This is a genomic window from Corynebacterium marambiense (assembly GCF_016342275.1).
Classification (GTDB): Bacteria; Actinomycetota; Actinomycetes; order Mycobacteriales; family Mycobacteriaceae; genus Corynebacterium; species Corynebacterium marambiense.
The window spans coordinates 1-23,202 of record NZ_JAEIOT010000007.1; the positions used below are offsets into that span (position 1 = coordinate 1).

A 23,202-nucleotide genomic window follows, 5' to 3' on the forward strand; every position below is an offset into this window, starting at 1 on the left:
TGGTTTTAGCGGTGGGGAAACGCCCGGTCCCTTTCCGAACCCGGAAGCTAAGCCCTCCAGCGCCGATGGTACTGCATGCGGGAGCGTGTGGGAGAGTAGGACACCGCCGATACTATAACTTCACATTCTACGAAGCGTGGACCATGATCCGACCATGATGCCCTCAGGGGGTCACGGTCACGATCATGGTTCACGCTTTTTGTGTGTACCAGCCCGGAGATGAGGCGCGGTAACATGAACTGTTCCGGTTACCGCACACACTCACCGTGCGGTCGCTGTTTATATCGTTTTAAACCCGATGATCCCGGAAGGGCATGTGTCATGGCTGAACACAATTCCAACGACAACCGTTACTCGGGCCGGGGTCGGGGCGACAACCGTCCGTCCTCCGGTCGCGCCCAGAGCTCCCGCGGATCCCGCGGCGGACGCTCGGATTCAGGTGACCGCCCGAAGGCCACCTACGACCGCAAGACCGGTGGATTCAGCACCGACGGTGATCGGACGAAGCGTGACGGTTACCACGGACGCTCGGCCTCTGCCGAGGACAGGAACCAGGGTGACCGCCGGCGCGCCAGTAAATCTGGTGAGCGGACTTATGGTGCCCAGGACACCGAAGACCGCCGTGGCGGTTACGACAGGGGTGCTTCTCGTGACGGTGGCGCACCTCGCAGTGGTGAACGCCGACCGGCGGGGAACCGTGGTGATGATCAACGCCGCGGTGGACGCAACAACAACGCTGGCCGTGGGCACGCACAGCGGGCCGGTGCCGGTCGCCGTGACGATGAATTCCGGGCGGGGCCACAGCGGGCCGGTTTCCGGGAGGAACGGATCAAAGCCCGCATGGCGGAACCGGAACTCCCGGATGACATCACCGCACAAGACCTGGATCCGTCGGTCCGGCAGGATCTCCGGTCGCTGTCGAAAGACAACGCCGAGGCCGTCGGCAGGCACATGGTCATGTCCGCCACCCTCATGGCGGACGACCCCGAACTCGCCCTCCGGCACGCCCGGGCCGCCAAGGATCGGGCGGGCCGCGTCGCGGTGGTCCGGGAAACCTGCGGCATCGCCGCCTATCACGCGGGCCAGTGGAAAGAAGCCCTCGCCGAACTTCGCGCCGCACGCCGGATGAGCGGAGGGCCGGGTCTCCTCGCGGTCATGGCGGACTGCGAACGGGGGCTCGGTCGCCCCGAGCGGGCCATTGAGATGTCCAGAAACGAGGATGTCGATGCCCTCGATCCGGAATCGAAAACCGAGTTCGCAATCGTCATCGCCGGTGCGCGGAAAGACATGGGCGATGTCGATGCCGCAGTCATCGAACTCCAGCGTGAGGATCTGAATCCCGCCCGGACCGGGGCGTCGGCCGCCCGGCTGTTCTACGCGTACGCGGATGCACTCGCCGCCGCAGGACGCAGAGAGGAAGCTCGCGAGTGGTTCACCAACGCGAAGAAAGCCGACACCGAGGAGATGCTCGACACTGACGAGCGGCTCGGCGAACTTGGCTGACGCCCGAACCGGGGTACCTGCCACGGGCCGGTGACACACTGTTCACCGGGGCACCGGATGCGCTCCGATGGCCCCTCGGTACACTGATGGACCATGACTGTGGCCTCAGATTACGATGCACTTCTCCTCGACCTCGACGGAACGATCTACCAGGGTGGGGCCGCGATACCGGGTGCCGTCCCGGCCGTCAGCGGATCCGGACTCCCCGCCATCTACGTCACCAACAACGCCTCCCGCGCTCCCCGGGATGTGGCGGAACAACTTAATTCCCTCGGCCTGGAAACACGCCCGGAGAACATCATGACCTCCGCCCTGGCGGCTATCCAGCTCGCCACAGACCGGATCCCCACCGGTTCGACGGTTCTTGTTCTCGGCACCGATTCCTTCCGGACACTGGCTGCGGACGCAGGCTTCACTGTTACCGACACGGCCGACGACGATCCCGTCGCCGTCCTGCACGGGCACAACCCCGACACCGGGTGGAGACAGCTCTCCGAGGCTGCACTCGCCATCCGGAAAGGGGCCCTGTATCTCGCGAGCAACCTGGACACCACGCTGCCGAAGGAGCGCGGCCTGCACGTCGGGAACGGCTCGATGGTCGCGGCGGTAGTCTCCGCTACGGGTGTTTCCCCGATCTCCGCGGGAAAGCCAGAACCGGCGATGTTCCATTCTGCGGCCCGGACTCTCGGGTGCAGCGCGCCACTGGCTGTCGGCGACCGACTGGACACCGACATCGCGGGCGGGGTCGCCGCCGGAATGGACACCCTCTGCGTTCTCACTGGGGTAAGCGGATACCATGACGTGCTCAGAGCACCCGGGCCCCACCGCCCGACCCTCATCTCCGACACCCTGGACATCTTCAGTGAAGCCACCGATACTCTCCGTCCCGGGGCACAGGGGGGCTTCACAGCGTCCATGGATGGTGACGTTTTGTGCATCAGCGGCGGAAGCCCCAATTCGACCGCTATTCAGGCGCTCCGGACCGCCGCTGCCGTGGCCTGGTCCACGGGAACCACGTTCGGCGAGGTCACCGGGATCGGTGTCGATGCGCGGCGCGTGCTCGAACAGTGGTGGTGACGATGCCCGGACACCCGAAACCGGGACCGCGGCTGGGCGGTCCGCTGCCCGGTGATCCCGGGGCATCACGGATGACCCCGGAACAACTCGCGACGAGTCTGGACGCTGTCCTGGGCGAGGCGCCTGCCACGCTGGCCGAGGAGGCTGATCAACTCACCAGGGCACATCAGATCCTGCACGATGCGCTGCAGTAGTCACAGTGGTTCCGTCCCGCCACCCCATCACCCGTTATGCACGTCACCGAACACCGAGGAGTCTCTTGATGGTCGCCCGCCGGCGTCTCGACGCCGAACTCGTCCGCCGCAAGATCGCGAGGTCTCGTGAACACGCTGTGGAGATGATCCGAGGGAAGAGAGTGGAGGTGGGGGGAATCCTCGCGGTCAAACCGGCCACCGTGGTCAACCCGGATGTCTCAATTCGGGTTTCCGAAGCTGAGGAAGACACGTACGCGTCGAGGGGGGCACACAAGCTGCTCGGGGCTCTCGACGCGTTCGCAGCGGATGGACTCTCCCTGTCCGGGCGGCGTGTCCTTGACGCGGGTGCCTCGACGGGTGGTTTCACTGATGTCTGTCTGCGCCGCGGGGCGGCAGAGGTCGTCGCTGTCGACGTCGGGTACGGACAGTTGATCTGGCGACTCCAGAACGATCCTCGGGTCAAGGTCCTCGACCGGACGAACATCCGTGGGATCACCCCGGAGATACTCGGGGGACGCTGCGACGCGATGGTGGGTGACCTGTCGTTCATCTCTCTGCGGCTCGTCCTCCCCGTCATCCGCGAGTGCCTGATCCCTGGCGCAGATCTGCTTCCCATGGTGAAACCCCAGTTCGAGGTCGGTAAGGACAGACTCGGATCCGGTGGTGTGGTGCGCAGTCCCGAACTCAGGGCTGAGGTCACCTGCGGCATTGCCCGCTTCGCCCGGGATCTCGGGATGGGTTTCCGGGGAGTAGTTGCGTCCCCGCTCCCCGGACCATCCGGCAACGTAGAGTACTTTCTGTGGCTCGTCAATGGGCCCGCCACCGACGGTGAGGTGTGTCCGGACCACGGGGACGATGACATCCGGAAGATGGTGGAACGAGCAGTGGAGGAAGGGCCGAAATGACCGACCGCGAGGTACTACTTGTTCCGCACGTAGGGCGCAGAGCTAACCTGCAGGCCACCGCTGATGCGGCGGAGCTCCTCGACGCCGCGGGCATCCGAGTCCGCGTGCTCACCCCCAGCGACCCGACCGTCCTGGTCGAACACCCCGTCCTCGGACGGTTCCCCCGCTACGCGCACGGCGCGGAGGCCGCGGATGGTGTCGAACTCGTCCTGGTTCTCGGTGGCGACGGCACGTTCCTCCGGGCCGCCGACATCGCGCACATGAATGACCTCCCTGTCCTCGGGATCAACCTCGGGCATGTCGGATTTCTCGCCGAGTGGGAGTCCGATTCTCTCGAACTGGCCATCACCCGCGTCATCGAGCAGGACTACCGGATCGAGGATCGGATGACCCTCGACGTCACCGTTCTGGGACCGGACCAGCAAAAGGTCGGTACCGCCTGGGCGCTAAACGAGGTCAGCGTCGAGAACCTCAACCGTTCCGGAGTTCTCGACGCGACCCTCGAGGTGGACGGTCGCCCGGTCACCACCTTCGGGTGCGACGGCATGCTCATCTCCACACCGACCGGATCCACGGCATACGCTTTCTCCGCTGGGGGGCCGGTGCTCTGGCCCGAACTGGACGCCATCCTCGTGGTCCCGAACAACGCCCACGCGCTGTTCGCCAAGCCCCTGGTGGTCAGCCCCTCGTCGATCGTCGCGGTGGAGTCGAACTCAGATACCTCTGCGGCGGTCGCGATCATGGACGGTTTCCGCGAACTCCCCATGCCGCCCGGTTCCCGGATAGAGGTGGAGCGTGGACGTCACCCGGTCCGTTGGGTCCGGCTTGACGAGTCGACCTTCACCGACCGTCTCGTCACGAAGTTCCGGCTTCCCGTGGAAGGATGGCGGGGGCCCGACCCCACACAGCACCAGCGATGCGAGGCCGTCTGACGTCTCACCGCCCGCTACGCCTCTAGCACGCGTGTTCTAACAGTTGCTGTATCGTGGTGGCATGCTTGCAGAGATCACGATCGAGAACCTCGGTGTCATCCCCATCGCCACCACCGAACTCGACGGTGGGCTCACTGTCCTGACCGGGGAGACCGGCGCCGGCAAAACCATGGTGGTCTCCGGACTCCGGTTGCTGTGTGGTGGCCGGGCCGATGCCTCGAGGGTCCGGACGGGCGCCGCGCAGGCTGTGGTCGAAGGCCGGTTCCTCGTCGATCAGCTGCCCGCGGAGACCGCGCGAACGGTCACTGAACTCGTTGACGCCGCAGGCGGTACCGCCGACGAGAACGGCGAGTACATCGCCTCCCGGACGGTGAACGCAACGGGCCGTTCTCGGGCGCATCTCGGGGGTCGATCGGTGCCCGCAGCTACCCTCGCGGACTTCACTGCGGATCTGCTCACGATTCACGGGCAGAACGATCAGCTGCGGTTGCTATCCCCGGAACGCCAGTTGGCCGCTCTCGACAGGTTCGACCCTCAGATAGCGCCACTGCTCGCGGACTATCGTCGTGCCTGGCGGTCGTGGCGCGACAAGGCCAAGGACCTCAGGGAACGGACGACGCGGCGGCGTGAGCTCGCACAGGAGGTGGATCGCCTCCAGTTCGCGATCGGGGAGATCGACGACGTGGATCCCGCCCCGGGCGAGGACACGGACCTGAAGGAACAGATCCGTCGGCTCCAGGACGTCGACGGACTGCGGGAACAGGCGACCGCCGCCGTCGTCGCAGTCGACGGTCCCGAGGCGCTCGGTGGTTTCGACGGGGCAGCGGACACTTCGGGTGCCTCTGACCTACTCGGTGCAGCCCAGTCAGCGCTGGCGGATTCTGATGATCCCGTTCTCACGGCGATCGCCGTGCGGCTGGGGGAGATGACCGCGCAGCTGGGGGAGATCTCCGCGGAACTCGGCGGATTTCTGTCCAGTCTCCCCGCCGACCCTGACGCCCTCGAACAAATGCTGCAGCGTCAACAGCAGTTGAAGCAGCTGACCAGGAAATACGCTGCGGACATCGATGGGGTTCTCGCGTGGCGGGACAAGGCTCGCCGCAAGCTTGCCGCCATTGACGTCTCTAGCGAGGCGGTCGAGAAACTCCAGTCCGAGACGGTGGAGGCCGAGAAGATGATGCAGTCCACCGCGAAGAAGCTGACGTCGGCCCGCGCTGCCGCCGCGGAACGGCTGGGAAGTGAGGTGACCGCGGAGCTGCATGGACTCGCGATGGCGAAGTCCCGCTTCGAGGTTGCTCTCCGCCAAGTGGCCCCGGGTGCAGATGGCGCGGATGATATCGAGTTCCTCCTCGCCGCAACTCCGGACACGGAGGCCCGGGCCCTGGCCACGACTGCCTCCGGTGGAGAGCTGTCGCGCGTCATGCTCGCGCTAGAGGTCATTCTCGCAGCCGGAACCAGCGGGGCGACCCTCGTGTTTGACGAGGTTGACGCCGGGGTCGGGGGGCGGGCTGCGGTTGAGATCGGGCGCCGACTCGCGCGGTTGGCAGTGGACAACCAGGTGATCGTGGTCACTCACCTGCCGCAGGTTGCGGCATTCGCGGACACCCACCTCCACGTCGCGAAGCAGGTGGGGGACGCATCCGTGACCTCCGGGGTCGAGGTGCTGGATGCCGATAGGCGGGTCGAGGAGATTTCGCGCATGCTCGCCGGGCTCGATGACACTGCGACCGGCCGGGCACACGCCCGGGAACTGCTCGACACCGCTGTGAAGGTCCGCGCCGAATTCCGCTGACGGAGAGGCAGTCGGGTTGGATATCCTGCACCGCTGTTCCGCGAGTCTCCACCACGTGGAGCCTGCCTGGTTGCACAATAGCGACATGAGTCTGTTCTCCCGCACCGTAGATCTCCCCGGCCTGCGCGGTACCCTCCGCGAGTGCACCCGCCGCGGTAAGGGCCTCAAACGCCTTTCCGCCGGTGACATCGCGGTGATTGATGCGCCGGATATTAACCGGGCTTTCGCCCAGCGGTTGATCGACGCCAATCCCGTTGCCGTCATCAACGTCGCCGAGTTCACCACTGGTGCCGTACCGAACTTCGGTCCGCAGATGATGCTTGATGCTGGGATCACCCTGGTCGACGGGGTGGGGGCGGAGGTCTGGCGTCATCTCAAGGATGGTCGCAAGGGAGTGCTCACCGACGACGGTGAGCTGTACCAGGGTGACACGCTGATCTGTGCGGGCAGGGTCCTCTCACCGCCCGAGGCAGAGAAGGCTTTCACTGAGGCACAGGGGTCCCTCGTTGACCACATGGAGGCGTTCTTCGGGAACACCATCCAGTTCATACACTCGGAGGCGCCGCTGTTGATCGACGGCCTCGGTGTCCCCGAAACCGGAGTCGAGATCGCCAACAGGAAGGTCCTGGTCCTTTCACCCGGTCCAGACCACCGGGAACAGCTGAAGCGGCTGCAGAACTTCATCCGCGAGTACGATCCCGTGCTCATCGGCGTTGATTCTGCGGCGGATGCCCTGGTCGACGCGAAGTACACGCCGGACCTCGTTGTCGGCGACCCGTCCGGTATCGGTTCGGAGGCGTTACGCAGTGGAGCTCGTGTCGTGCTCCCCGCGGATCCCGACGGACACGCGGTGGGGCTGGAGCGAATCCAGGACCTCGGTATCGGGGCGATGACTTTCCCCGCCGCCAGCAAGTCTGCCACTGACCTGGCGCTGCTGCTGGCCGATTACCACGGTGCTTCCCTTATCGTGAACGCCGGATCCCCCCTGGATCTTCACACGATCTTCGTCGGGGGGCCCGAGGCGACGCCCTCGGCCTTGCTCACCAGAGCGAAGCTCGGCAGCAGATTGATCGACGGGGACACAGTCGAGGAGCTCTACAACGTCGGCGGCCGCGTGAATCTGGCGTGGCTCTGGACCCTGCTCGGTTTCCTCGTCGCGGTCGCCGTGGTCCTCGTCATCGCAGGTACCTCCGGGGACGGCGGTTTCACGGAGAATCTCATCGACACCTGGAACAATCTGGCGCTGACCGTTCAGAGTTGGTTCCGTTAACAGTTTTCCGACACCGACCCCCTCACCACATCTGATCAGGAGTTCTCACCCATGGCCCACACATCACAGCGCCGCTTCGGACCGCTGGCGGGCATCTTCTTCGGCATCGCGGGCGGCGTAGCTTTGGGAGCCTGTGTGCTGGCACCCATCCTCCCGGAAGGCGATTCAGGGACGGAGTCGATCACGCCCGCGCAACTCAAGGAGGCGCGCCTCGACGCCGAGATTGGCGCGGCCCAGGCGGATACCGCGGATGCGGTCGTCGCAAGTGTCGCGGAGGAGACCGTGGAAGGGGTACTGGCCGGCCAGTCGATTCTGTTGATGACCACACCGGACGCGGAGCAGGAGGACATCGAGAACATCGCCTGGCTCCTCGGGAAAGCTGGTGCGGTTGATGCCGGAACCGTGCAGCTGACGGAGAAGTTCCTGAACCAGGAGGGGGCGGACGGTCTCAAGACGATCGTCACCTCCACGCTCCCGGCGGGTGCACAACTCTCCCTCGACCGGCTCGACCCCGGCACCCACTCCGGTGAGGCGCTTGGGTCGGCCCTGTTCAAGGACACCGCGACCGGCGAACCGCAGGCCGACGCTGGGGAACGCAACCTCCTTCTGAACGCCCTCTCCGAGGGCGGATTCCTCATCTTTGCGCAGGGAACGATCCAGCCTGCCGACATCATCGTCATCGTCACCGGCGACGATGACGGCTCCGGCGACCGGTTCTCGGCGAAGAACCTCGCGACCTTCGCGACCGCCCTCGATACCCGGGGTCGCGGTGTCGTCCTCGCAGGCCGGGTGCACGCGGCGGCGGACACCGGGGCCATCGGCGTGCTCCGGGCCAACGCGGATGCCAATGCCCATGTCTCCACGGTGGACTCCATCGACCGTGCCTACGGTCGCATGGCGACGGTGCTCGCGGCACGCTACGAACGTGAGGGGGAGTCCGGCTCCTACGGATCCGCGGCCTCGGCTGAGGCCGCTGCGCCGGCCAAACCCACCGGCCCCGTCCGGGAACCGGAGCGCCCCGCCGACGCGCCCCCGAACCCGGAGGTCCCGACTGCGGATGCACCCGGTGGGGACTAGCCCGCTCCGGACCAACGAGCAGACTAGCGGCGTCCGGGAAGCGGAAGTTGGCTGTGTTAGACTGAAGACCCGTGGGTTACTATGCCGTTAACCTTCAGCACCACCTGGGGTTTCCTCCTTTTCGGGTCCGCTCCACGTTCGTGGGGTAGGCGGACGAACCGGTTGATTGCGAGTCCTCGGGTGGGGCAGTCCGCACACCTCGATCCCCTCCGGCAAATAGGCCGGGATCGACCTACAACCCCGGGAGCCCCTTTTGTCGCATACGCGTGGCATTGATACCAAGTACATCTTCGTCACCGGCGGTGTCGCATCCTCGCTGGGCAAGGGCCTGACGGCCTCCAGCCTCGGGCAGTTGCTCACCGCACGGGGCCTGAAGGTGACCATGCAGAAGCTTGATCCGTACCTCAACGTCGATCCGGGCACCATGAACCCCTTCGAGCACGGCGAGGTCTTCGTGACGGAGGATGGCGCTGAAACCGACCTCGACCTCGGCCACTACGAACGTTTCCTCGACCGGAACCTCGGTTCGAACGCGAATGTCACCACCGGTCAGGTGTACTCGACCGTGATCGCCCGCGAGCGTCGTGGTGAGTTTCTGGGGCACACCGTCCAGGTCATTCCGCACATCACCGATGAGATCAAGCGCCGTGTCCTTGAGATGGGCGAGCCCGATGCCGATGGCGTCCGCCCCGACATCGTCATCACCGAGATCGGTGGAACCGTCGGAGACATCGAATCGCAGCCGTTCCTCGAGGCCGCACGCCAGGCTCGCCACGATGTCGGGCGGGAAAACATCTTCTTCATCCACGTCTCCCTCGTGCCCTACCTTGCACCGTCGGGAGAGCTGAAGACCAAGCCCACCCAGCACTCCGTCGCCGCGCTACGCTCCATTGGCATCGTCCCAGATGCCCTGGTGCTCCGCTGCGACCGGGAGGTACCGGATGCCCTGAAATCGAAGATCGCGCTCATGTGCGACGTTGATGAGGAAGGCGTCATCTCCTGCGCTGATGCACCCTCGATTTACAACATCCCGAAGGTCCTGCACCGCGAGCACCTCGACTCCTTCCTGATCCGCCGACTCGGTCTCCCGTTCCGTGATGTCGACTGGACCGTGTGGGGTGGATTGCTGGAGCGCGTCCACAATCCCTCTGGCGAGGTCACCATCGCCCTGGTCGGTAAGTACATTGACCTGCCCGACGCCTATCTCTCCGTCACCGAGGCCATCCGGGCCGGCGGTTTCGGGAATAACGTCCGGACCAGGATCCGCTGGGTGCCCAGCGACGACTGTGCGACGACCGAGGGAGCCGCCCGGGTGCTCGCGGACGTCGACGGTGTTGTCGTACCGGGCGGCTTCGGTATCCGTGGCATCGAGGGGAAGATCGGCGCGATACGGTACTGCCGGGAGAACAACATCCCGCTCCTCGGATTGTGCCTCGGTCTGCAGTGCACCGTCATCGAGGCGGCCCGAGCCGCCGGAATCGAGGATGCGTCTTCCTCGGAGTTCGACCCCGAGACCCCCGCGCCCGTCATCGCCACGATGGCCGATCAGCACGACGCCGTCTCCGGTAAAGGGGATCTGGGGGGCACGATGCGTCTGGGAGCATACCCGGCTGTCCTGGCGGAGGGCTCGGTCGTCGCCGAGACCTACGGAACGACCGAAGTGTCTGAGCGGCACCGCCACCGCTACGAGGTGAACAACGCCTACCGCGACCGGATCGCCGAGGGCTCGGGGCTCGTGTTCTCCGGAACATCCCCGGACGGCAAGCTGGTCGAGTTCGTCGAATACCAGCGGGACGTGCACCCGTTCCTCGTGGCTACGCAGGCGCACCCGGAATACAAGTCCCGTCCGACGCGCCCGCACCCGCTGTTCGCCGCACTCGTGGCCGCAGCGGTGGAACGTCACGCCGACCGTTAGGAGGGCCTACCCGTGACCGAACCGGGTTCGCACGAGTTCACCGTCACTGAATCGGAGCTGCTCCTCGATGCCCCGATCATCGCGGTCCGCCGCGACCAGGTAACCATGCCCGGCGGGAGTGTCTCCGCCAGGGAGATCGTCGAGCACTTCGGTGCGGTCGCGGTGCTCGCCTTCGACGGGGAGCGGATCGCGCTGGTCCGCCAGTACCGGCACTGCGTCCGGGACCGGCTCTGGGAACTACCGGCGGGACTGCTCGACCTGTCGGACGAGGATCCGCTGCAGTGCGCCATCCGGGAGCTGACGGAGGAAGCCGGACTCCGTGCCGGTCGGTGGGATCTGCTCACCGATGTGGTCAGTTCCCCGGGCTTCTGCGAAGAAGCCGTGCGGGTGTACCTCGCCCGCGACCTCTCCGAGGTCGAACGGCCGGAGACGCCCGACGATGAGGAATCCGACATGATTCTCACCTGGTTCGATCCCGGGGAGGTCCACCGGATGGTGGTTTCGGGACAGATCGTCAACTCGATCGCCGTCGCCGGGATCATGGTGGGACTCGATGTTATCGCGGGGCGTAGCACGCCCAGGAGCGTCGACGAACCGTTCCGGCTCCGTCCGACGTCGCTCCCGCGACGTCGGGGAGTGGGCCGTGCACCGGGCACGGATCTCAAACGGTTGTGACGGATCCCCGGGAGCTGGCCGAGACCTGGCTCGATCATCTGGTGGTGGAACGGGGCGTATCATCGAACACCGAATCGAACTACCGGCGCGATCTTCGCCGCTACCTCGGTTGGCTCGATGCGGTCGGACTCGACGATCTCCGCTATGTGCGCGAAACGGACATCGAGCGTTACCTCGCCTACCTGCGTACGGCGGACCCGGACACGGGGCGGAGGGCATTGGCGGCGTCGTCAGCGGCACGGGCACTCGTCGTGGCCCGGGGTCTCCACAGATTCGGTGTCGCGGAGGGGAAACTCGAACTGGACGTGGCCAGTCAGGTACAACCTCCTTCCGTCGACGAACGGCTACCCGACGCCCTCACCGTCGAGCAGGTCGGATCCCTCATCGACGCTGTTCCGTGCGGTGAACACGCCCGTCCCGCCGATCTCCGGGACAGAGCTCTCCTGGAACTGCTCTACGGCACGGGTGCCCGAATCTCCGAGATCACCGCCCTCCTCGTCGATGATGCACCCCGGCCGACCGAGGACGGTTCTATGACCATGTTGGTGCTCACCGGCAAGGGAGACATCCAGCGCATAGTCCCGGTGGGAGGTCCGGCGATCCGGGCGGTTGAGGAGTGGCTTATTCGAGGTAGGCCCGCAATGTCCCGGGGAAAGACTCACGCTCTGCTGCTCAACCGACGCGGTGGTCCACTGAGCAGGCAGAGTGCCTGGCGGATCATCAGGGAGGTCGCGGACCGTGCGGGGCTGGGGATGGACATATCTCCGCACACGCTCCGCCACTCCTACGCCACCCATCTATTGCAGGGCGGAGCTAACATCCGCGTCGTCCAGGAGCTGCTCGGGCACGCTTCCGTGACGACCACGCAGATTTACACCCACGTGACACCGGAGAACTTGCGGCAGGTGTGGGCCAGCGCTCACCCACGGGCATAATAGTAAAGTCAAGGTTTCAAACTTGTTTATCGGCGTAAATCGGCCATTCGGCGGTGTCGTCCGGACGTTCACCGATGACCATGTAATCTGGAACCACACTGGTGTAAGAGAATGAGTTCCGGTGGCGATGCCCCCGGCGGCGTGGCTGGGTGTCTGGCTAGATGTGCGAGACGACAAGGAAGAGGGATTGACTGTGAGTGATTCGGCACTGTTCGATTCACCGGGACCCCAGGTGGGTCTGACCGGGCGCCCCCTCCGCGAGCCCGCAGAACCCGCGCCGTTGGACAGGCACGGGCCCGCGACGATCCTCTCCATGTGTAACCAGAAGGGCGGCGTGGGAAAAACTACATCCACCATCAACCTCGGTGCCTGTCTCGCTGAGGAGGGGCGCAAAGTTCTTCTTGTGGATCTCGACCCGCAGGGTGCACTGTCGGCGGGTCTCGGTATCCCCCATGATGAGCTCGATCTGACCGTCTATAACCTGATGGTTGACAGTTCCACGTCGGTCCTCAATGCGATCCACCGTACCAATGTTCCCGGTCTTGACCTTGTCCCCGCCAACATCGACCTCTCTGCCGCGGAGATCCAGCTGGTCAACGAGGTCGGCCGCGAACAGACCCTCGCCCGTGCTCTGCGCCCCGTCATGCGTGACTACGACTACATCATCATCGACTGTCAGCCGTCTCTCGGTCTGTTGACAGTCAATGCGCTCGCGTGTTCCCACGGCGTGATCATTCCCATGGAGTGCGCTTATTTCTCACTGCGTGGTCTGGCCCTTCTTACCGATACCGTCGAAAAGGTCCGGGACCGACTCAACTTCGACCTTGAGGTGGTCGGGATTCTGGTCACGATGTTCGACCGCCGCACGAGCCACGCTCGCGAGGTCATGTCGCGGGTCGTGGAGGTGTTTGGCCAACAGGTGTTCGATACCGTGATCACCAGGACTGTACGTTTCCCGGAGACCTCGGTCGCGGGAGAACCCATTATAACCTGGGCGCCTAACTCCCAGGGCGCGGACCAGTACCGGAACCTCGCCCGCGAGGTCATCGAGCGGACTGCCGACTGACCGTGGGCCAACGGATCCACGCGACCCCGGCGGACCTGGGTGAGCAACCCGAAATCACCGGTTTCCGGGTCGCACTCGCAAATTTCACCGGACCGTTCGACCTGTTGCTGCAGCTGATCGGGCAGAAGAAGCTCGACGTCACGGAAGTAAGTCTCTCGCGGGTCACCGATGAGTTCATCGCCTACACGCGAGCACTCGGAGAGACCGCTGAACTCGACGAGATCACCGAGTTCCTCGTCGTCGCTGCGACGCTCCTGGATCTGAAGACCGCGCGGCTGCTGCCCCGTGGTGAGGTGGATAGCGAGGATGATCTCGCCCTGCTCGAATCCCGCGACCTCCTGTTCGCGCGACTGCTCCAGTACCGCGCCTACAAGAAGGTTGCGGAGCTCTTCGCCACCTGGCAGCGCGGAGCGCTGAGACGGTATCCCCGCGCCGCCAGTCTGGAGAAGCGGTTCGCGGACCTTCTGCCACCCGTGAAGCTTGGGCACACTCCGGTGAGCTTCGCTGAGCTAGCGGCCGGGGTCTTCCGGCCCAAGGCCCCGGAGCTCGTCGGCACCGATCACATCCACAAGGCGGCGGTATCGGTTCCGGAGCAGGCCGGGCGGATGCTTGACACACTGCGTCTCGCCGGGGTGGAGCATTGGCTCACCTTCGCGACGCTGACCCGAGACTGCACTGTCTCCATGGAGGTGGTCGGGCGGTTCCTTGCGTTGCTGGAGTTGTACAAGGCACAGGCCATCGGGATCGAGCAAGAGGAGGCGCTGGGGGAGCTGCGCATCGCTTGGACCGGGATCGAGGTCGACCCCCGGGTGGTGGCGGCCGACAACTGGGAGTGAGCAGACGCGGTGCCTCACCAGAAGCCGGTGTATCTCGCCTCGGTGGTTTCCGGGTCGAGTCGCAGGTAGTCGCGCATTCCTGGCATCGGTAGATCGACGAATCCGTGCGCGGGCGCGGAGATGATGTGTTTGGCTAGTAGTCTCCGCCGGTACTGACCGACGTAGGCGGGGGACCGGTCCATTCGCGCGGCGATGTCGCTGGTGTGGCTCGGCCCGTCGTCAATGGCCATAGCACGGACGAACTCCAGCTCCTTCGCTGACAACAGCCGGAGGGCGGGGCGGTGCACCATGCGCCCGACCTCACCGATTGCCCTGCTCCGGGCCGTCGTGACGGCATCGAGGTCGATGACGTCTTCCCCGTGTACCGCGAAGGCGTGGTATCCGATCAGCTGGATCATATAGGGGTAACCACGGGTCGCGTCGACTGCGGAGTCGAGGGCGTCGGAGGTGAATCGCCGTCCTACCGCGGCCACGGGTACGTCGAGGGCAGCGCGGGCCTCAGCTCTCGTGACGGCCCCGAGAATCGCGTGGTGCGCCCGTCGCAGGAAAGTGATGGCCTCGCCGTTGAGCAGCGTGTCGACGTTCTCGGGTAGACCCGCCATCACGACGGCGACGGGACGTGCCTCCCGGAACAGGTGCTGGATCACCGTGGCCAACTCGCGGAGCTCCCTGGCGGAGCCCGGCCACACCTCGTCCACCGTCAGCAGTACGCCGGTCCGGTGGGGTGCGAGGATTTCGGTGAGGTCCGTGAGTTGGGAGCGCAGCGACGGGGTTCCCGGGTGCCGGTCCCGGACGGTGAAGCTGGCCCCACCGATCCCGCCCGGGGCGGTCACACCGTCGAGGTGCCTGGTCACCGACCGGGGATCGTGGTTCCGGAGAAGCGCCGGCAGATGGTCGGTGACGAGCCTGTCGATCAGCCCCTCCAACGCGGTCTCCGCGATGGCCAGCCAGCCAAGCGTCTGTGCCCGGTCCTCAATCGCGTTGAGCAATGCGGTCTTGCCGACGCCGCGCTGGCCGGACAGCAGCAGTGCACGCGTCGGTGATCCGGGTCCCTCATCGAGTCCGCGGGCGAAGGCATTGAGGATATCGTCTCGTCCGACGAGGAGTTCTGGGGAGCTGCCGAAGGTCGGGGTGAAGGGGTTTCTCACGGCTGGATCGGGCACGGTTCCTCCTCTGTCCGGTGGTACACCGCCAGTGCGTCCTCTTGTTAAATCTGTTAAAAACAACTCCGTGGTTGCCGATAATAGGCCAGTCCACCCCAACCAGGTCCGTGGGGTGGCCCATGGAACGGCTGTGGTCACCACCCGGCCCCGTTCTCCAGGGATAGGAACTCCAGCTGTGTCATACCCCGCCTCACTTGCGCACCCCTTTTCGGGTGTTTTTTGCGGGTGGGCCAGTCCCGTAGTCTCTTATTATGCTCTCCGTCACAGTTCCCGGTCCCGTGGTCTCCGTCAATTGGTTGTCCAACCAGCTCCACAATCGGGACGCGGACCTTGTTGTCCTGTGTGCGTCCATGGGGAACCCGGAGAAGAGCTCGGTGGGTGTACCGGGCGCCCTGCTCGCTGATCTGGACGGCGATTTTTCCGCCCCCGATTCACCGCTCCCGCACACCGCTCCCTCGGATGTCCGTGCACTGTTCGAGACCCGGGGAATCTCCGATGGCACGGCGGTCGTCGTCTACGACCGTTTCGGCATCATGTGCGCACCCCGGGTGTGGTGGCTCGCGAAGGTCGCGGGTCTCGACAACGTCGCGGTACTGGACGGCGGTCTCCCGGCGTGGATCGGTGCTGGGCTTGAGGTTGAACCCGTGGCATCGCCCACGATCCGGGGAACGATAACCGCGGTTGGGCACCCGGAACTCCTGGTCGGCATGTCTGGAGTATCCCGGGCACTCGCCCGGAGCGCCTGGGAGGTCGTCGACGCCCGAAGCGCGGGCCGTTTCGCCGGCGTCGAAGCAGAACCCCGGCCAGGCCTGAAACCCGGTCACATACCCGGGAGCGTGAATATCCCGTTTACCAGGGTCCTCTCCAACGGTCACATGCGTGCGCCGGAGGAACTGGCCGATCTGTTCCGACAGACGGTGGGTGACGCCCGCCGACTCACCTTCACCTGCGGCTCCGGTGTCACGGCGTGCGTGGATGCCCTCGCTGCGGAATGTGCGGGCTATAAGGATGTCACCGTGTATGACGGATCCTGGTCCGAATGGGGTAGTCCGGAGGCCGGCCAGCCGGTGGGTCCCTGATGTACTCCCGGCATCGGTAGAGTGTCCGGGGTGAGTGAAACAGGTTCCCCGGCACCGGTGACCGCGTTGCGGTCCCAGATCGAGTCCATTCTCCTCGTCATCGACACCCCCGTCGGCGCAGACACCCTAGCCAGCGTGCTCGGCGCGGAGACGAACCTCGTGACGGAGGTACTTGAGGAAATCCGTACCGAATTCGACGCCCGGGGCAGTGGTTTCGATCTCCGTTCGAGCTCCGAGGGGTGGCGCCTCTACACCCGCCCCGCCAACGCCGGTGTCGTCGAGAAGCTGATTCTCGACGGAAGTCAGTCACGACTCAGCCGCGCGGCCCTCGAGACACTCGCGGTCGTCGCCTACCGTCAACCGGTGACCCGCGCGCAGGTGTCGGCCGTCCGCGGCGTCAACGTCGACGGTGTGATGCGGACACTGCAGCTCCGCGGCCTCATCCGCGAGGTCGATAGCGACGAGACCACGGGAGCCCACCGCTACGTCACCACCGAGCTCCTGCTCGATCTGCTCGGCATCGACAGTCTCGAACGGCTGCCGGACCTGGCGCCGCTGCTTCCCGACGTCGACTCCATCGACGAGGACTACTGACCAGTGGGATCAAGGTCCTCCGTATTCTCCGGATCGAGGGCAACGAGAGTGAAGGTGCCGCCACGGTCCTCGAACGTAGCCCGGGTGCCCCCGGGATAGAGTTTCAGATCCACCGGTCGGCTGCAGAGATCGACCTTGGAGCGGCCGAATCTCTTGATGATCGTGCGCCCGGATGGCTTGACGATCCCGATCGCGTTGGAATCATCGAGGAGCCCGGCCTCCGGGATGTCCCTGTGAGGAACGCCACCGAGCACCTCGTCGACGGCCGCCCGGGGCTGGTAGGGACAGATGACCGCCATTCCCGTGGCCCCGGAGTCATAGAGCCTGGCCGGTACGACGTCGTCCGGATGCGCCTCCAGGGTCTTCAACAGGGGATCGCGGCCGAAGTCGCACGCCCCGCTGCTGAGCCCGGCGGCGACGAGTGTGATCGCCAGGAATACCGAGGTCGATTGGACGATCGGGCGACGTGACACGGAGGTCCTCCTTTTGCCATTGCCATCCAGCTTCCGGTGGTTGGACAGCGGTTCAGCCCATTATCCTCCTTCGCGATCGTATTCGTGAGGATCGTCGGTTCACTGAGAACCGGTGTCAGGTGCCCGCGTGGGCGAGCCGGTTTATCCTCCGTCCAAGGGCGAGCACCATCGCGCCGATTACGATGACGGTGAGTCCGCAACCGGTGAAATAGATCCGCTCAGCGGCCGCATCATCCGGGTTATAGAGTCTGGAAATGACGCCCGCCGCTGCGGTTCCCGCAGCCATGGTGAGGAAGTAGAGCGCGGAGAACCGCGTCCCGTAGCTCGCGGGCGCCAACGCGGTCGTGGTGGACATTCCCACCGGTCCGACGAGCAACTCCCCGCAGGTGATCACGAGGACGGCCGCAGCGAGCGCGAGGAACGGTGTACTGCCCGGCCCGCCTCCTGTGAAGGGGAGGAGCACGAGCAGCCCGCAGCCGGAGATGATGACCCCCACGGCCATCTTCGTCGCGGAGCCGATCCGGTCGCCCAGCGTGGCCCAGAGCAGTGCCGCCGGGCCGGACAGGATGAGAATGTACGCCGGATTGAGAGACTGCGTCCAGGAGGCCGGTACCTCGTGTACGGATCCGAACATCTCGACCGTTCGGTCGAGGCGGATGTCCGAGTACACGGCTAACACACCGTAGGTCTGGTTCAGGACGGCCCAGAAAGCCGTGGATGCGAGAAACACCGGGATGAATGCCGTGACCTTGCGTCGTTCCACCTCGTTGAGCGAACCGTCGCGGAGCATGTGTGCGAACAACAATCCGGCGGCGCCGAGGGTGAGCGTGAGGAACACGTTGGCGGCAGATCCGGCGTTCAGCCAGCCGGTAGCAACCGCGACGGTGACAACGGCGATTGCGCCCACGGCAATGGCGATGAGCCGCGGCCGGGACGATGCGGGCAGTGGATCGGTGGGGCCGGCCGCGATGCGCCGGGACCGGGTGAACAGGTAGTTCGCGAGTCCCACGAGCATGAGGACGGCGGCCGCGCCGAATCCGTAGTGGAAACCCCGTGCGGTTTGCAGCCAGCCGGTGAGCAGCGGCCCCAGGAGGGCACCGATATTAATTCCGAGGTAGAAGATCTGGAATCCTGCATCGCGTTTGCCGTCGTCATCGGAAAATGCAATACCGAGGACCGTGATCGCGGAGGCCTTCAATGCCCCGGATCCGACAGCGACTGCGAGGAGCCCGGCGGTGACGCCCGGGACCCCGGGCACCAGGGCGAGGATCAGATGACCTGCGACGAGGATGAGAGCACCGCCGAGGAGGGTCGTCTCTGCGCCGGTCAGCCTGTCTGCGACCCAGCCGCCGCCCAGTGTGCACAGGTAGACCAGGGAGCCGTATGCGCCCATCAGTGCAGTGGCGTCCGTGCGATCGATCCCGAGACCACCGTCGGTGGCGGAGTAGTAGAGGTAGTACAGCATGATTGCCTGCATCCCGTAGAAGGAGAACCGCTCCCACATCTCGACACCGGCGACGGAGATCAGGACCCGCCCCCGACCGGGGGCCGGGGGATCTGTCGAAAACGTCGCTGAACGCTGTTCAAAAGTCGTCATGAGGAGGATTATCGGCGGGTCCATGTGTTCTGAGCAAACGGGATCACGCCGAACGGTTACCCCCGTTAATGACAGAGGGTTGAGCGGAAAGCGACTCTGAAAAGGTGGTGCGAAGTCCCCGGGAGGGGTGGATGGACAGCTTTGATGTGACGGGAAGGTGAGCCGCGCCTTACCCTGGGACAGTTGAGAATACGTTCCCGCGGAGGAGGGTGAATGACAGCGACAGACGACATCCCCCGCGGAATCACCGTCAGGGCCCGCGCAGAGTCACCGGATGCCCCGCGCGTCGACCCAGGGACGACCCCCAGGCAGCTGCTGTGGCGATCGATGACCGCACATCCGCGACTCATGGTGCCGGCTCTGCTCTTGTCCGCTACACACCAGATCGGTGAGATGGGAGTACCGGTCATCGTCGGCCTGGCCATCGACCACGGTATCGCCGCAGGTGACGGCCGTACTTTCGTCCTACTGCTCATACTCCTTGCTCTCGACTTCCTCATGCTGTCCACCGCCTACAGGTATGCGTCCCGGCTCGGCTGGATCTCCATGAACTACGTCGAACACGGACTCCGCATGCGACTGACCGACCGGATGCTCGACCCCCGTGGGCTCGGGGGTCAGCCCAGACTTCCGGGGGAGCTGCTCGCCATCGCCGCCACCGACGCGCGCCAGGTTGCAATGAGCACGCAGGCGCTGCTTTATCCCGTGGGGCAGATGGTCGGCCTCATCTTTGGCGCAGGCATCCTGCTGCGCATCTACTGGCCGCTCGGCGTCGCGACAATCCTCGGGGCGCTGATCGTGGTCTTCGTCGCGGAGAAGGTCGGTGGGCCCTTGGCCTCTCGGTTCCGGAAACAGCAACAAGCCGCAGCGGAGGCCGCCGGAACCGCTGCGGACATGATGCAGGGAGTCCGGGTGATCAAAGGCCTCGGTGCCGACCACGCCGCGGAGACCCGATACCGGAGGCTCTCGCGGCGCGCGTTGTCCGCGACACTGCGGTCCGTGAACTCCAACGCGGTCCTCACCGGGGCGATGCGGATCACCGGGGGACTACTCATCGCCGCAATCGCGGTGGCGGGTGCCCTGCTCGCGGTCACCGGACGCATCACCCTCGGTCAGATGATCACCGTCATCGGACTCGCCCAGCTCGTCACCGAACCCCTGAACTTCGTCGGGGACTTTGGGGCGGTCCTCTGGGCGACCGGAAAAGGAAGCGCTGACCGAGTTCTGGGGGTCCTTCAGTCCCCGACGGTCTTCGATGACACCGGCAGAGCCGCGCCGGCCCACGACAGCACCATGACCCTTGACCTCTCCGTGCACGGTGCCGCCCTGGCCGTTGAACCCGGTGCGCTGTCCGTGTTCGATCTGCCTGCCACAGACGTCGCCCGCATCACCGATGCACTCGCGATGACGGTGCCCGCGGAACCCGGGATGATCAGGATCGGGGGAACCGACCTCGCGGATCTGGACGTCGACGCCGTTCGCTCCCGCATCCTTGTCGCACCGCACCGGGCGCAGGTATTTGAGGGCACCGTCGCGGGCAACATCGCCGAGGGCGCAGCCCTGGCAGTCTCCGCCCCGGGGACACGGGCGGCGGTCAGCGTTGATTCGGCCGCACTAGCGGCGGGACTTGACGACATCATTGCCTCCCCGGAGGGACTCGACACACTGGCCGGGGATGCCGGTGACAGACTCTCCGGGGGACAGTGTCAGCGAGTGGCCCTGGCCCGTTCCCTCGCCGCCGATGCGGACATTCTCGTCCTGGACAATCCGACTACCGCGGTGGATTCGGTCACCGAAGCCCGCATCGTCGAGCGCGTCCGTACTCTCCGTAGCGGGCGGACAACGGTCGTGTTTACCGGGTCCCCGGCCTGGCGGGCAGCAGCTGATCAGGTCATCGGTTCTGCGACCGCCGAGAACGGGGCGGCGTCGTGACCCACTCGAACAACGCAGCGACCCCGTGTACCCATCAACATCGGCCGGACGTCTCCGCGGCCGCCGACGCGCTACACGTAGCCACCGGAGCCCAGGTCCGCAGCACACTGATCGCGGAACTTCAACCGCATCTCGTCCGCTTCGGTGCGTCGCTCGTCCTACTCATCACGGGATCCGCACTGGGACTCGTGACCCCCCGGCTCATGGGTGGACTGGTCGACCTCGTCCGCGATGGTCGCCCGCTGCTCGGCCACACGGGTACCACCGCCGTCTGGTGGACGGCAGGCACCATGGCGACGGCCGTGGCAGCAATGGCACTGATAACCGGATTCGGTTACGTGCTCATGGCCGGAACTGTAGAACGTGTCATCGCCTCCCTGCGGGAACGTGTCATAGCCGGTGGAATCGGGATGCCTGCGGAGCGCATCGAGGAGGTTGGGGTCGGGGATCTGGTCTCCCGGACGACCGATGACGTCGCGGAGATGACCCGGGCGGTCAACCAGTCGTTGGCGTCACTCGCGATCGGTGGTTTCGCTGTGCTCGTGACCGTCGTTGGAATGGCCCTCCTGGATTGGAGGTTTCTCAGCGTGGCGGTGTTCCTCCTCCCCGTCTACGCAGTGTTCGTCCACAGGTACCGGAGGTACGCCCCCGACGCTTACCTGTGTCAGCGCATGGAGATGGCGCAACGGGCGTCCGGGATCCTCGCGAGCCTCCGCGGCCTGCGGACCGTGCGCGCATTTAACCTGCAGTCGTCCCGCCGGGTCGGGATCGGTGACCATTCCTGGCGTGCGGTGGAGCTGGGCGTCTGGATCCGGATCCTGATCAACCGACTGTTCGGCGGGGTCAACCTTGCCGAATACATGGGAATGTCCGGGGTTCTGGTGATCGGTTGGTTCCTGGTCGAACGCGGTGAGGTGAGCGTCGGCGTGGTGACCACAGCGACCCTCTACTTCCTCAGGCTCTTCCAGCCGATCGGGATGCTCGTCATCCTCATCGATCCTCTGGCTTCCGCCGCCGCGTCGCTCCGCAGGGTGGTTGGCGTGATTGTCGAACCGGACAGCCGTCCCGCGGAGATCGTCGACGCTCCCGGGTTGCCGCCGGGCTCTGCACCGGGGTTGCGAGTGGAACATCTCACCTTCAGTTATCCGGGCGGTCGGACGGTACTCGATGACCTCACCGCTGAGGTCGCGCCGGGAGCGGTCACCGCGCTGGTCGGGGCTTCCGGCGCCGGAAAATCGACACTCGGCGCCCTGATTGCAGGCTGTCGGCCGGTGAACTCGGGACGGGTCCTCATCGGCGGAACGGATGCATCGACGCTCACACCCGGGCAGCGCGCACGATCCGTGTGTCTCATCGCCCAGGGTGCGCACGTCTTCGCCGGGACGCTGAGAGAAGATCTCCTGCTGGCTCGCCCCGATGCGGATGACGACGCGCTCATCGACGCGTTGCGGCGGGTCGGCGCCGGCGATTGGGTGGCAGCTCTCCCCGAGGGCCTGGACACCGTTGTTGGGGAACGGGGACAGGTCCTCGATCCGGTGGAGGCCCAGCAAGTCGCACTGGCCCGGGTCCTCCTCGTCGACCCTCCGGTGGTGGTACTCGACGAGGCCACCGCAGAAGCCGGCGCCGGGGGATCGACCGCCCTGGAGGAAGCTGCGTGGAATGTCGTCCGTGGCCGGACCGCGGTGGTCATCGCGCACCGTCTCGATCAAGCGGTACGGGCGGATGAGATCTGGTTGATGGAATCCGGACGGATCGTGGAGCGTGGGACGCACCGGAAGCTCGTGGAACAGGAAGGAGCCTACGCGGATCTCTGGGCCGCGTGGTCCCGCGGACGGTGACGGCGCCGGAACAGAGTCGACTCCGACCCCTCTGGTGTGGTGAGTGCCCGTGCTTCTCACTGCCGCTCCGGTCTGTGGGCGACCGGGCCCGGGTAACTGCCTGTCGCAGCTGTTGTCGGTCGCAGCGGAGAGGACGGCGAGATCGGGCGGGGTGGGTGAGCCGCCCGGAATTATGCCGGGGATCCGCCGCGAGGCCAGCGGCAGCGGATCACTAAGACGGTCGTGCTCGTTGAGCAGCGACCTGTCATACTCCGGTACGGAAACATGACAGTCTCGTTCTGATGCACGTCTCTGCTCAGGCGCGGGTGATCGAGGATGGTGGTCGGGTTGGTCGAACCGTGTTCCCGCC

The 23,202-nt window shown here is 65.5% G+C and carries 20 protein-coding genes and 1 rRNA gene; 18 read left to right on the plus strand and 3 right to left on the minus strand.

Translation table 11 applies throughout. The features are described 5' to 3' along the window. The 14 genes from rrf to JDV76_RS05225 all read left to right on the plus strand — a co-directional run. Positions 1–112: ribosomal RNA gene (gene rrf / locus JDV76_RS05160) — 5S ribosomal RNA — on the plus strand; the annotation flags it as partial. A 209-nt stretch (positions 113–321) separates the two neighbouring features. Further along, a complete protein-coding gene (locus tag JDV76_RS05165) occupies positions 322–1,503 on the plus strand; it encodes a hypothetical protein (protein ID WP_198735830.1) in 1,182 nt (393 codons plus the stop codon). Positions 1,504–1,596: 93 nt separating this feature from the next. Beyond that, complete coding sequence (locus JDV76_RS05170; protein WP_198735831.1) at positions 1,597–2,580, plus strand: HAD-IIA family hydrolase; 984 nt, start codon at positions 1,597–1,599, stop codon at positions 2,578–2,580. Between the two features lie 2 nt (positions 2,581–2,582). Continuing rightward, a complete protein-coding gene (locus tag JDV76_RS05175; RefSeq protein WP_198735832.1) occupies positions 2,583–2,774 on the plus strand; it encodes a hypothetical protein in 192 nt (63 codons plus the stop codon). Between the two features lie 68 nt (positions 2,775–2,842). After that, positions 2,843–3,679, plus strand: a complete 837-nt coding sequence (locus JDV76_RS05180) for a TlyA family RNA methyltransferase (protein ID WP_198735833.1) — start codon at positions 2,843–2,845, stop codon at positions 3,677–3,679. Next, positions 3,676–4,611, plus strand: a complete 936-nt coding sequence (locus tag JDV76_RS05185; protein ID WP_198735834.1) for an NAD kinase — start codon at positions 3,676–3,678, stop codon at positions 4,609–4,611. The genes JDV76_RS05180 and JDV76_RS05185 overlap by 4 nt, the downstream gene beginning before the upstream one ends. A 61-nt stretch (positions 4,612–4,672) precedes the next feature. Then, entirely contained in the window at positions 4,673–6,403 is a 1,731-nt protein-coding gene (gene recN / locus JDV76_RS05190; protein WP_198735835.1) for a DNA repair protein RecN, read from the plus strand. An 85-nt stretch (positions 6,404–6,488) separates the two neighbouring features. Beyond that, positions 6,489–7,673: a putative cytokinetic ring protein SteA gene (gene steA / locus JDV76_RS05195; RefSeq protein ID WP_198735836.1), complete on the plus strand. Its 1,185-nt coding sequence runs from the start codon at positions 6,489–6,491 to the stop codon at positions 7,671–7,673. A gap of 51 nt (positions 7,674–7,724) precedes the next feature. Continuing rightward, positions 7,725–8,750, plus strand: a complete 1,026-nt coding sequence (locus JDV76_RS05200) for a copper transporter (RefSeq protein ID WP_198735837.1) — start codon at positions 7,725–7,727, stop codon at positions 8,748–8,750. Positions 8,751–9,003: 253 nt separating this feature from the next. Next, complete coding sequence (locus tag JDV76_RS05205; protein ID WP_232958922.1) at positions 9,004–10,665, plus strand: CTP synthase; 1,662 nt, start codon at positions 9,004–9,006, stop codon at positions 10,663–10,665. 12 nt (positions 10,666–10,677) lie between these two features. Continuing rightward, positions 10,678–11,340 carry an NUDIX hydrolase gene (locus JDV76_RS05210; RefSeq protein WP_336244244.1) on the plus strand — a complete coding sequence of 221 codons (663 nt, stop codon included), beginning with the start codon at positions 10,678–10,680 and terminating at the stop codon, positions 11,338–11,340. Continuing rightward, entirely contained in the window at positions 11,337–12,275 is a 939-nt protein-coding gene (locus JDV76_RS05215; protein WP_198735838.1) for a tyrosine recombinase, read from the plus strand. The genes JDV76_RS05210 and JDV76_RS05215 overlap by 4 nt, the downstream gene beginning before the upstream one ends. Positions 12,276–12,468: 193 nt before the next feature. Further along, the gene (locus JDV76_RS05220; RefSeq protein ID WP_198736405.1) at positions 12,469–13,341 is read left to right on the plus strand and encodes a ParA family protein; all 873 of its coding nucleotides are present in this window, start codon (positions 12,469–12,471) and stop codon (positions 13,339–13,341) included. Positions 13,342–13,343: 2 nt separating this feature from the next. Then, positions 13,344–14,177, plus strand: a complete 834-nt coding sequence (locus JDV76_RS05225; protein ID WP_248140996.1) for a segregation and condensation protein A — start codon at positions 13,344–13,346, stop codon at positions 14,175–14,177. A gap of 14 nt (positions 14,178–14,191) precedes the next feature. On the opposite strand, the gene JDV76_RS05230 is transcribed toward JDV76_RS05225, so the two are convergent. Then, entirely contained in the window at positions 14,192–15,340 is a 1,149-nt protein-coding gene (locus JDV76_RS05230; protein ID WP_198735839.1) for an AAA family ATPase, read from the minus strand. A 251-nt stretch (positions 15,341–15,591) separates the two neighbouring features. On the opposite strand from JDV76_RS05230, the gene JDV76_RS05235 reads away from it, so the two are divergent. Together JDV76_RS05235 and scpB are read left to right on the plus strand one after the other, a co-directional pair. Then, a complete protein-coding gene (locus JDV76_RS05235) occupies positions 15,592–16,419 on the plus strand; it encodes a sulfurtransferase (protein WP_198735840.1) in 828 nt (275 codons plus the stop codon). Between the two features lie 30 nt (positions 16,420–16,449). After that, positions 16,450–17,013, plus strand: a complete 564-nt coding sequence (gene scpB / locus JDV76_RS05240) for an SMC-Scp complex subunit ScpB (RefSeq protein WP_248141005.1) — start codon at positions 16,450–16,452, stop codon at positions 17,011–17,013. Here the strand turns inward: scpB and JDV76_RS05245 are convergent. After that, complete coding sequence (locus JDV76_RS05245) at positions 17,007–17,486, minus strand: hypothetical protein (RefSeq protein ID WP_198735841.1); 480 nt, start codon at positions 17,484–17,486, stop codon at positions 17,007–17,009. The two genes, scpB and JDV76_RS05245, sit on opposite strands and share 7 nt — an antisense overlap. Before the next feature lie 115 nt (positions 17,487–17,601). After that, positions 17,602–19,083: a peptide MFS transporter gene (locus JDV76_RS05250; protein ID WP_198735842.1), complete on the minus strand. Its 1,482-nt coding sequence runs from the start codon at positions 19,081–19,083 to the stop codon at positions 17,602–17,604. Positions 19,084–19,296: 213 nt separating this feature from the next. On the opposite strand from JDV76_RS05250, the gene JDV76_RS05255 reads away from it, so the two are divergent. Next, a complete protein-coding gene (locus tag JDV76_RS05255) occupies positions 19,297–21,015 on the plus strand; it encodes an ABC transporter transmembrane domain-containing protein (protein WP_198735843.1) in 1,719 nt (572 codons plus the stop codon). Then, positions 21,012–22,853: an ABC transporter ATP-binding protein gene (locus JDV76_RS05260; RefSeq protein ID WP_198735844.1), complete on the plus strand. Its 1,842-nt coding sequence runs from the start codon at positions 21,012–21,014 to the stop codon at positions 22,851–22,853. Before JDV76_RS05255 ends, JDV76_RS05260 begins: the two co-directional genes overlap by 4 nt. Positions 22,854–23,202 lie beyond the last annotated feature (349 nt).

Coding starts and splice junctions, on each gene's coding strand:
- JDV76_RS05235 (WP_198735840.1), top strand. CDS start 15,592: ATGCTCTCCGTCACAGTTCCCGGTCCCGTGGTCTCCGTCAATTGGTTG.
- JDV76_RS05165 (WP_198735830.1), top strand. CDS start 322: ATGGCTGAACACAATTCCAACGACAACCGTTACTCGGGCCGGGGTCGG.
- steA (WP_198735836.1), top strand. CDS start 6,489: ATGAGTCTGTTCTCCCGCACCGTAGATCTCCCCGGCCTGCGCGGTACC.
- recN (WP_198735835.1), top strand. CDS start 4,673: ATGCTTGCAGAGATCACGATCGAGAACCTCGGTGTCATCCCCATCGCC.
- JDV76_RS05170 (WP_198735831.1), top strand. CDS start 1,597: ATGACTGTGGCCTCAGATTACGATGCACTTCTCCTCGACCTCGACGGA.
- JDV76_RS05180 (WP_198735833.1), top strand. CDS start 2,843: ATGGTCGCCCGCCGGCGTCTCGACGCCGAACTCGTCCGCCGCAAGATC.
- JDV76_RS05185 (WP_198735834.1), top strand. CDS start 3,676: ATGACCGACCGCGAGGTACTACTTGTTCCGCACGTAGGGCGCAGAGCT.
- JDV76_RS05175 (WP_198735832.1), top strand. CDS start 2,583: ATGCCCGGACACCCGAAACCGGGACCGCGGCTGGGCGGTCCGCTGCCC.
- JDV76_RS05200 (WP_198735837.1), top strand. CDS start 7,725: ATGGCCCACACATCACAGCGCCGCTTCGGACCGCTGGCGGGCATCTTC.
- JDV76_RS05255 (WP_198735843.1), top strand. CDS start 19,297: ATGACAGCGACAGACGACATCCCCCGCGGAATCACCGTCAGGGCCCGC.
- JDV76_RS05250 (WP_198735842.1), bottom strand. CDS start 19,083: ATGACGACTTTTGAACAGCGTTCAGCGACGTTTTCGACAGATCCCCCG.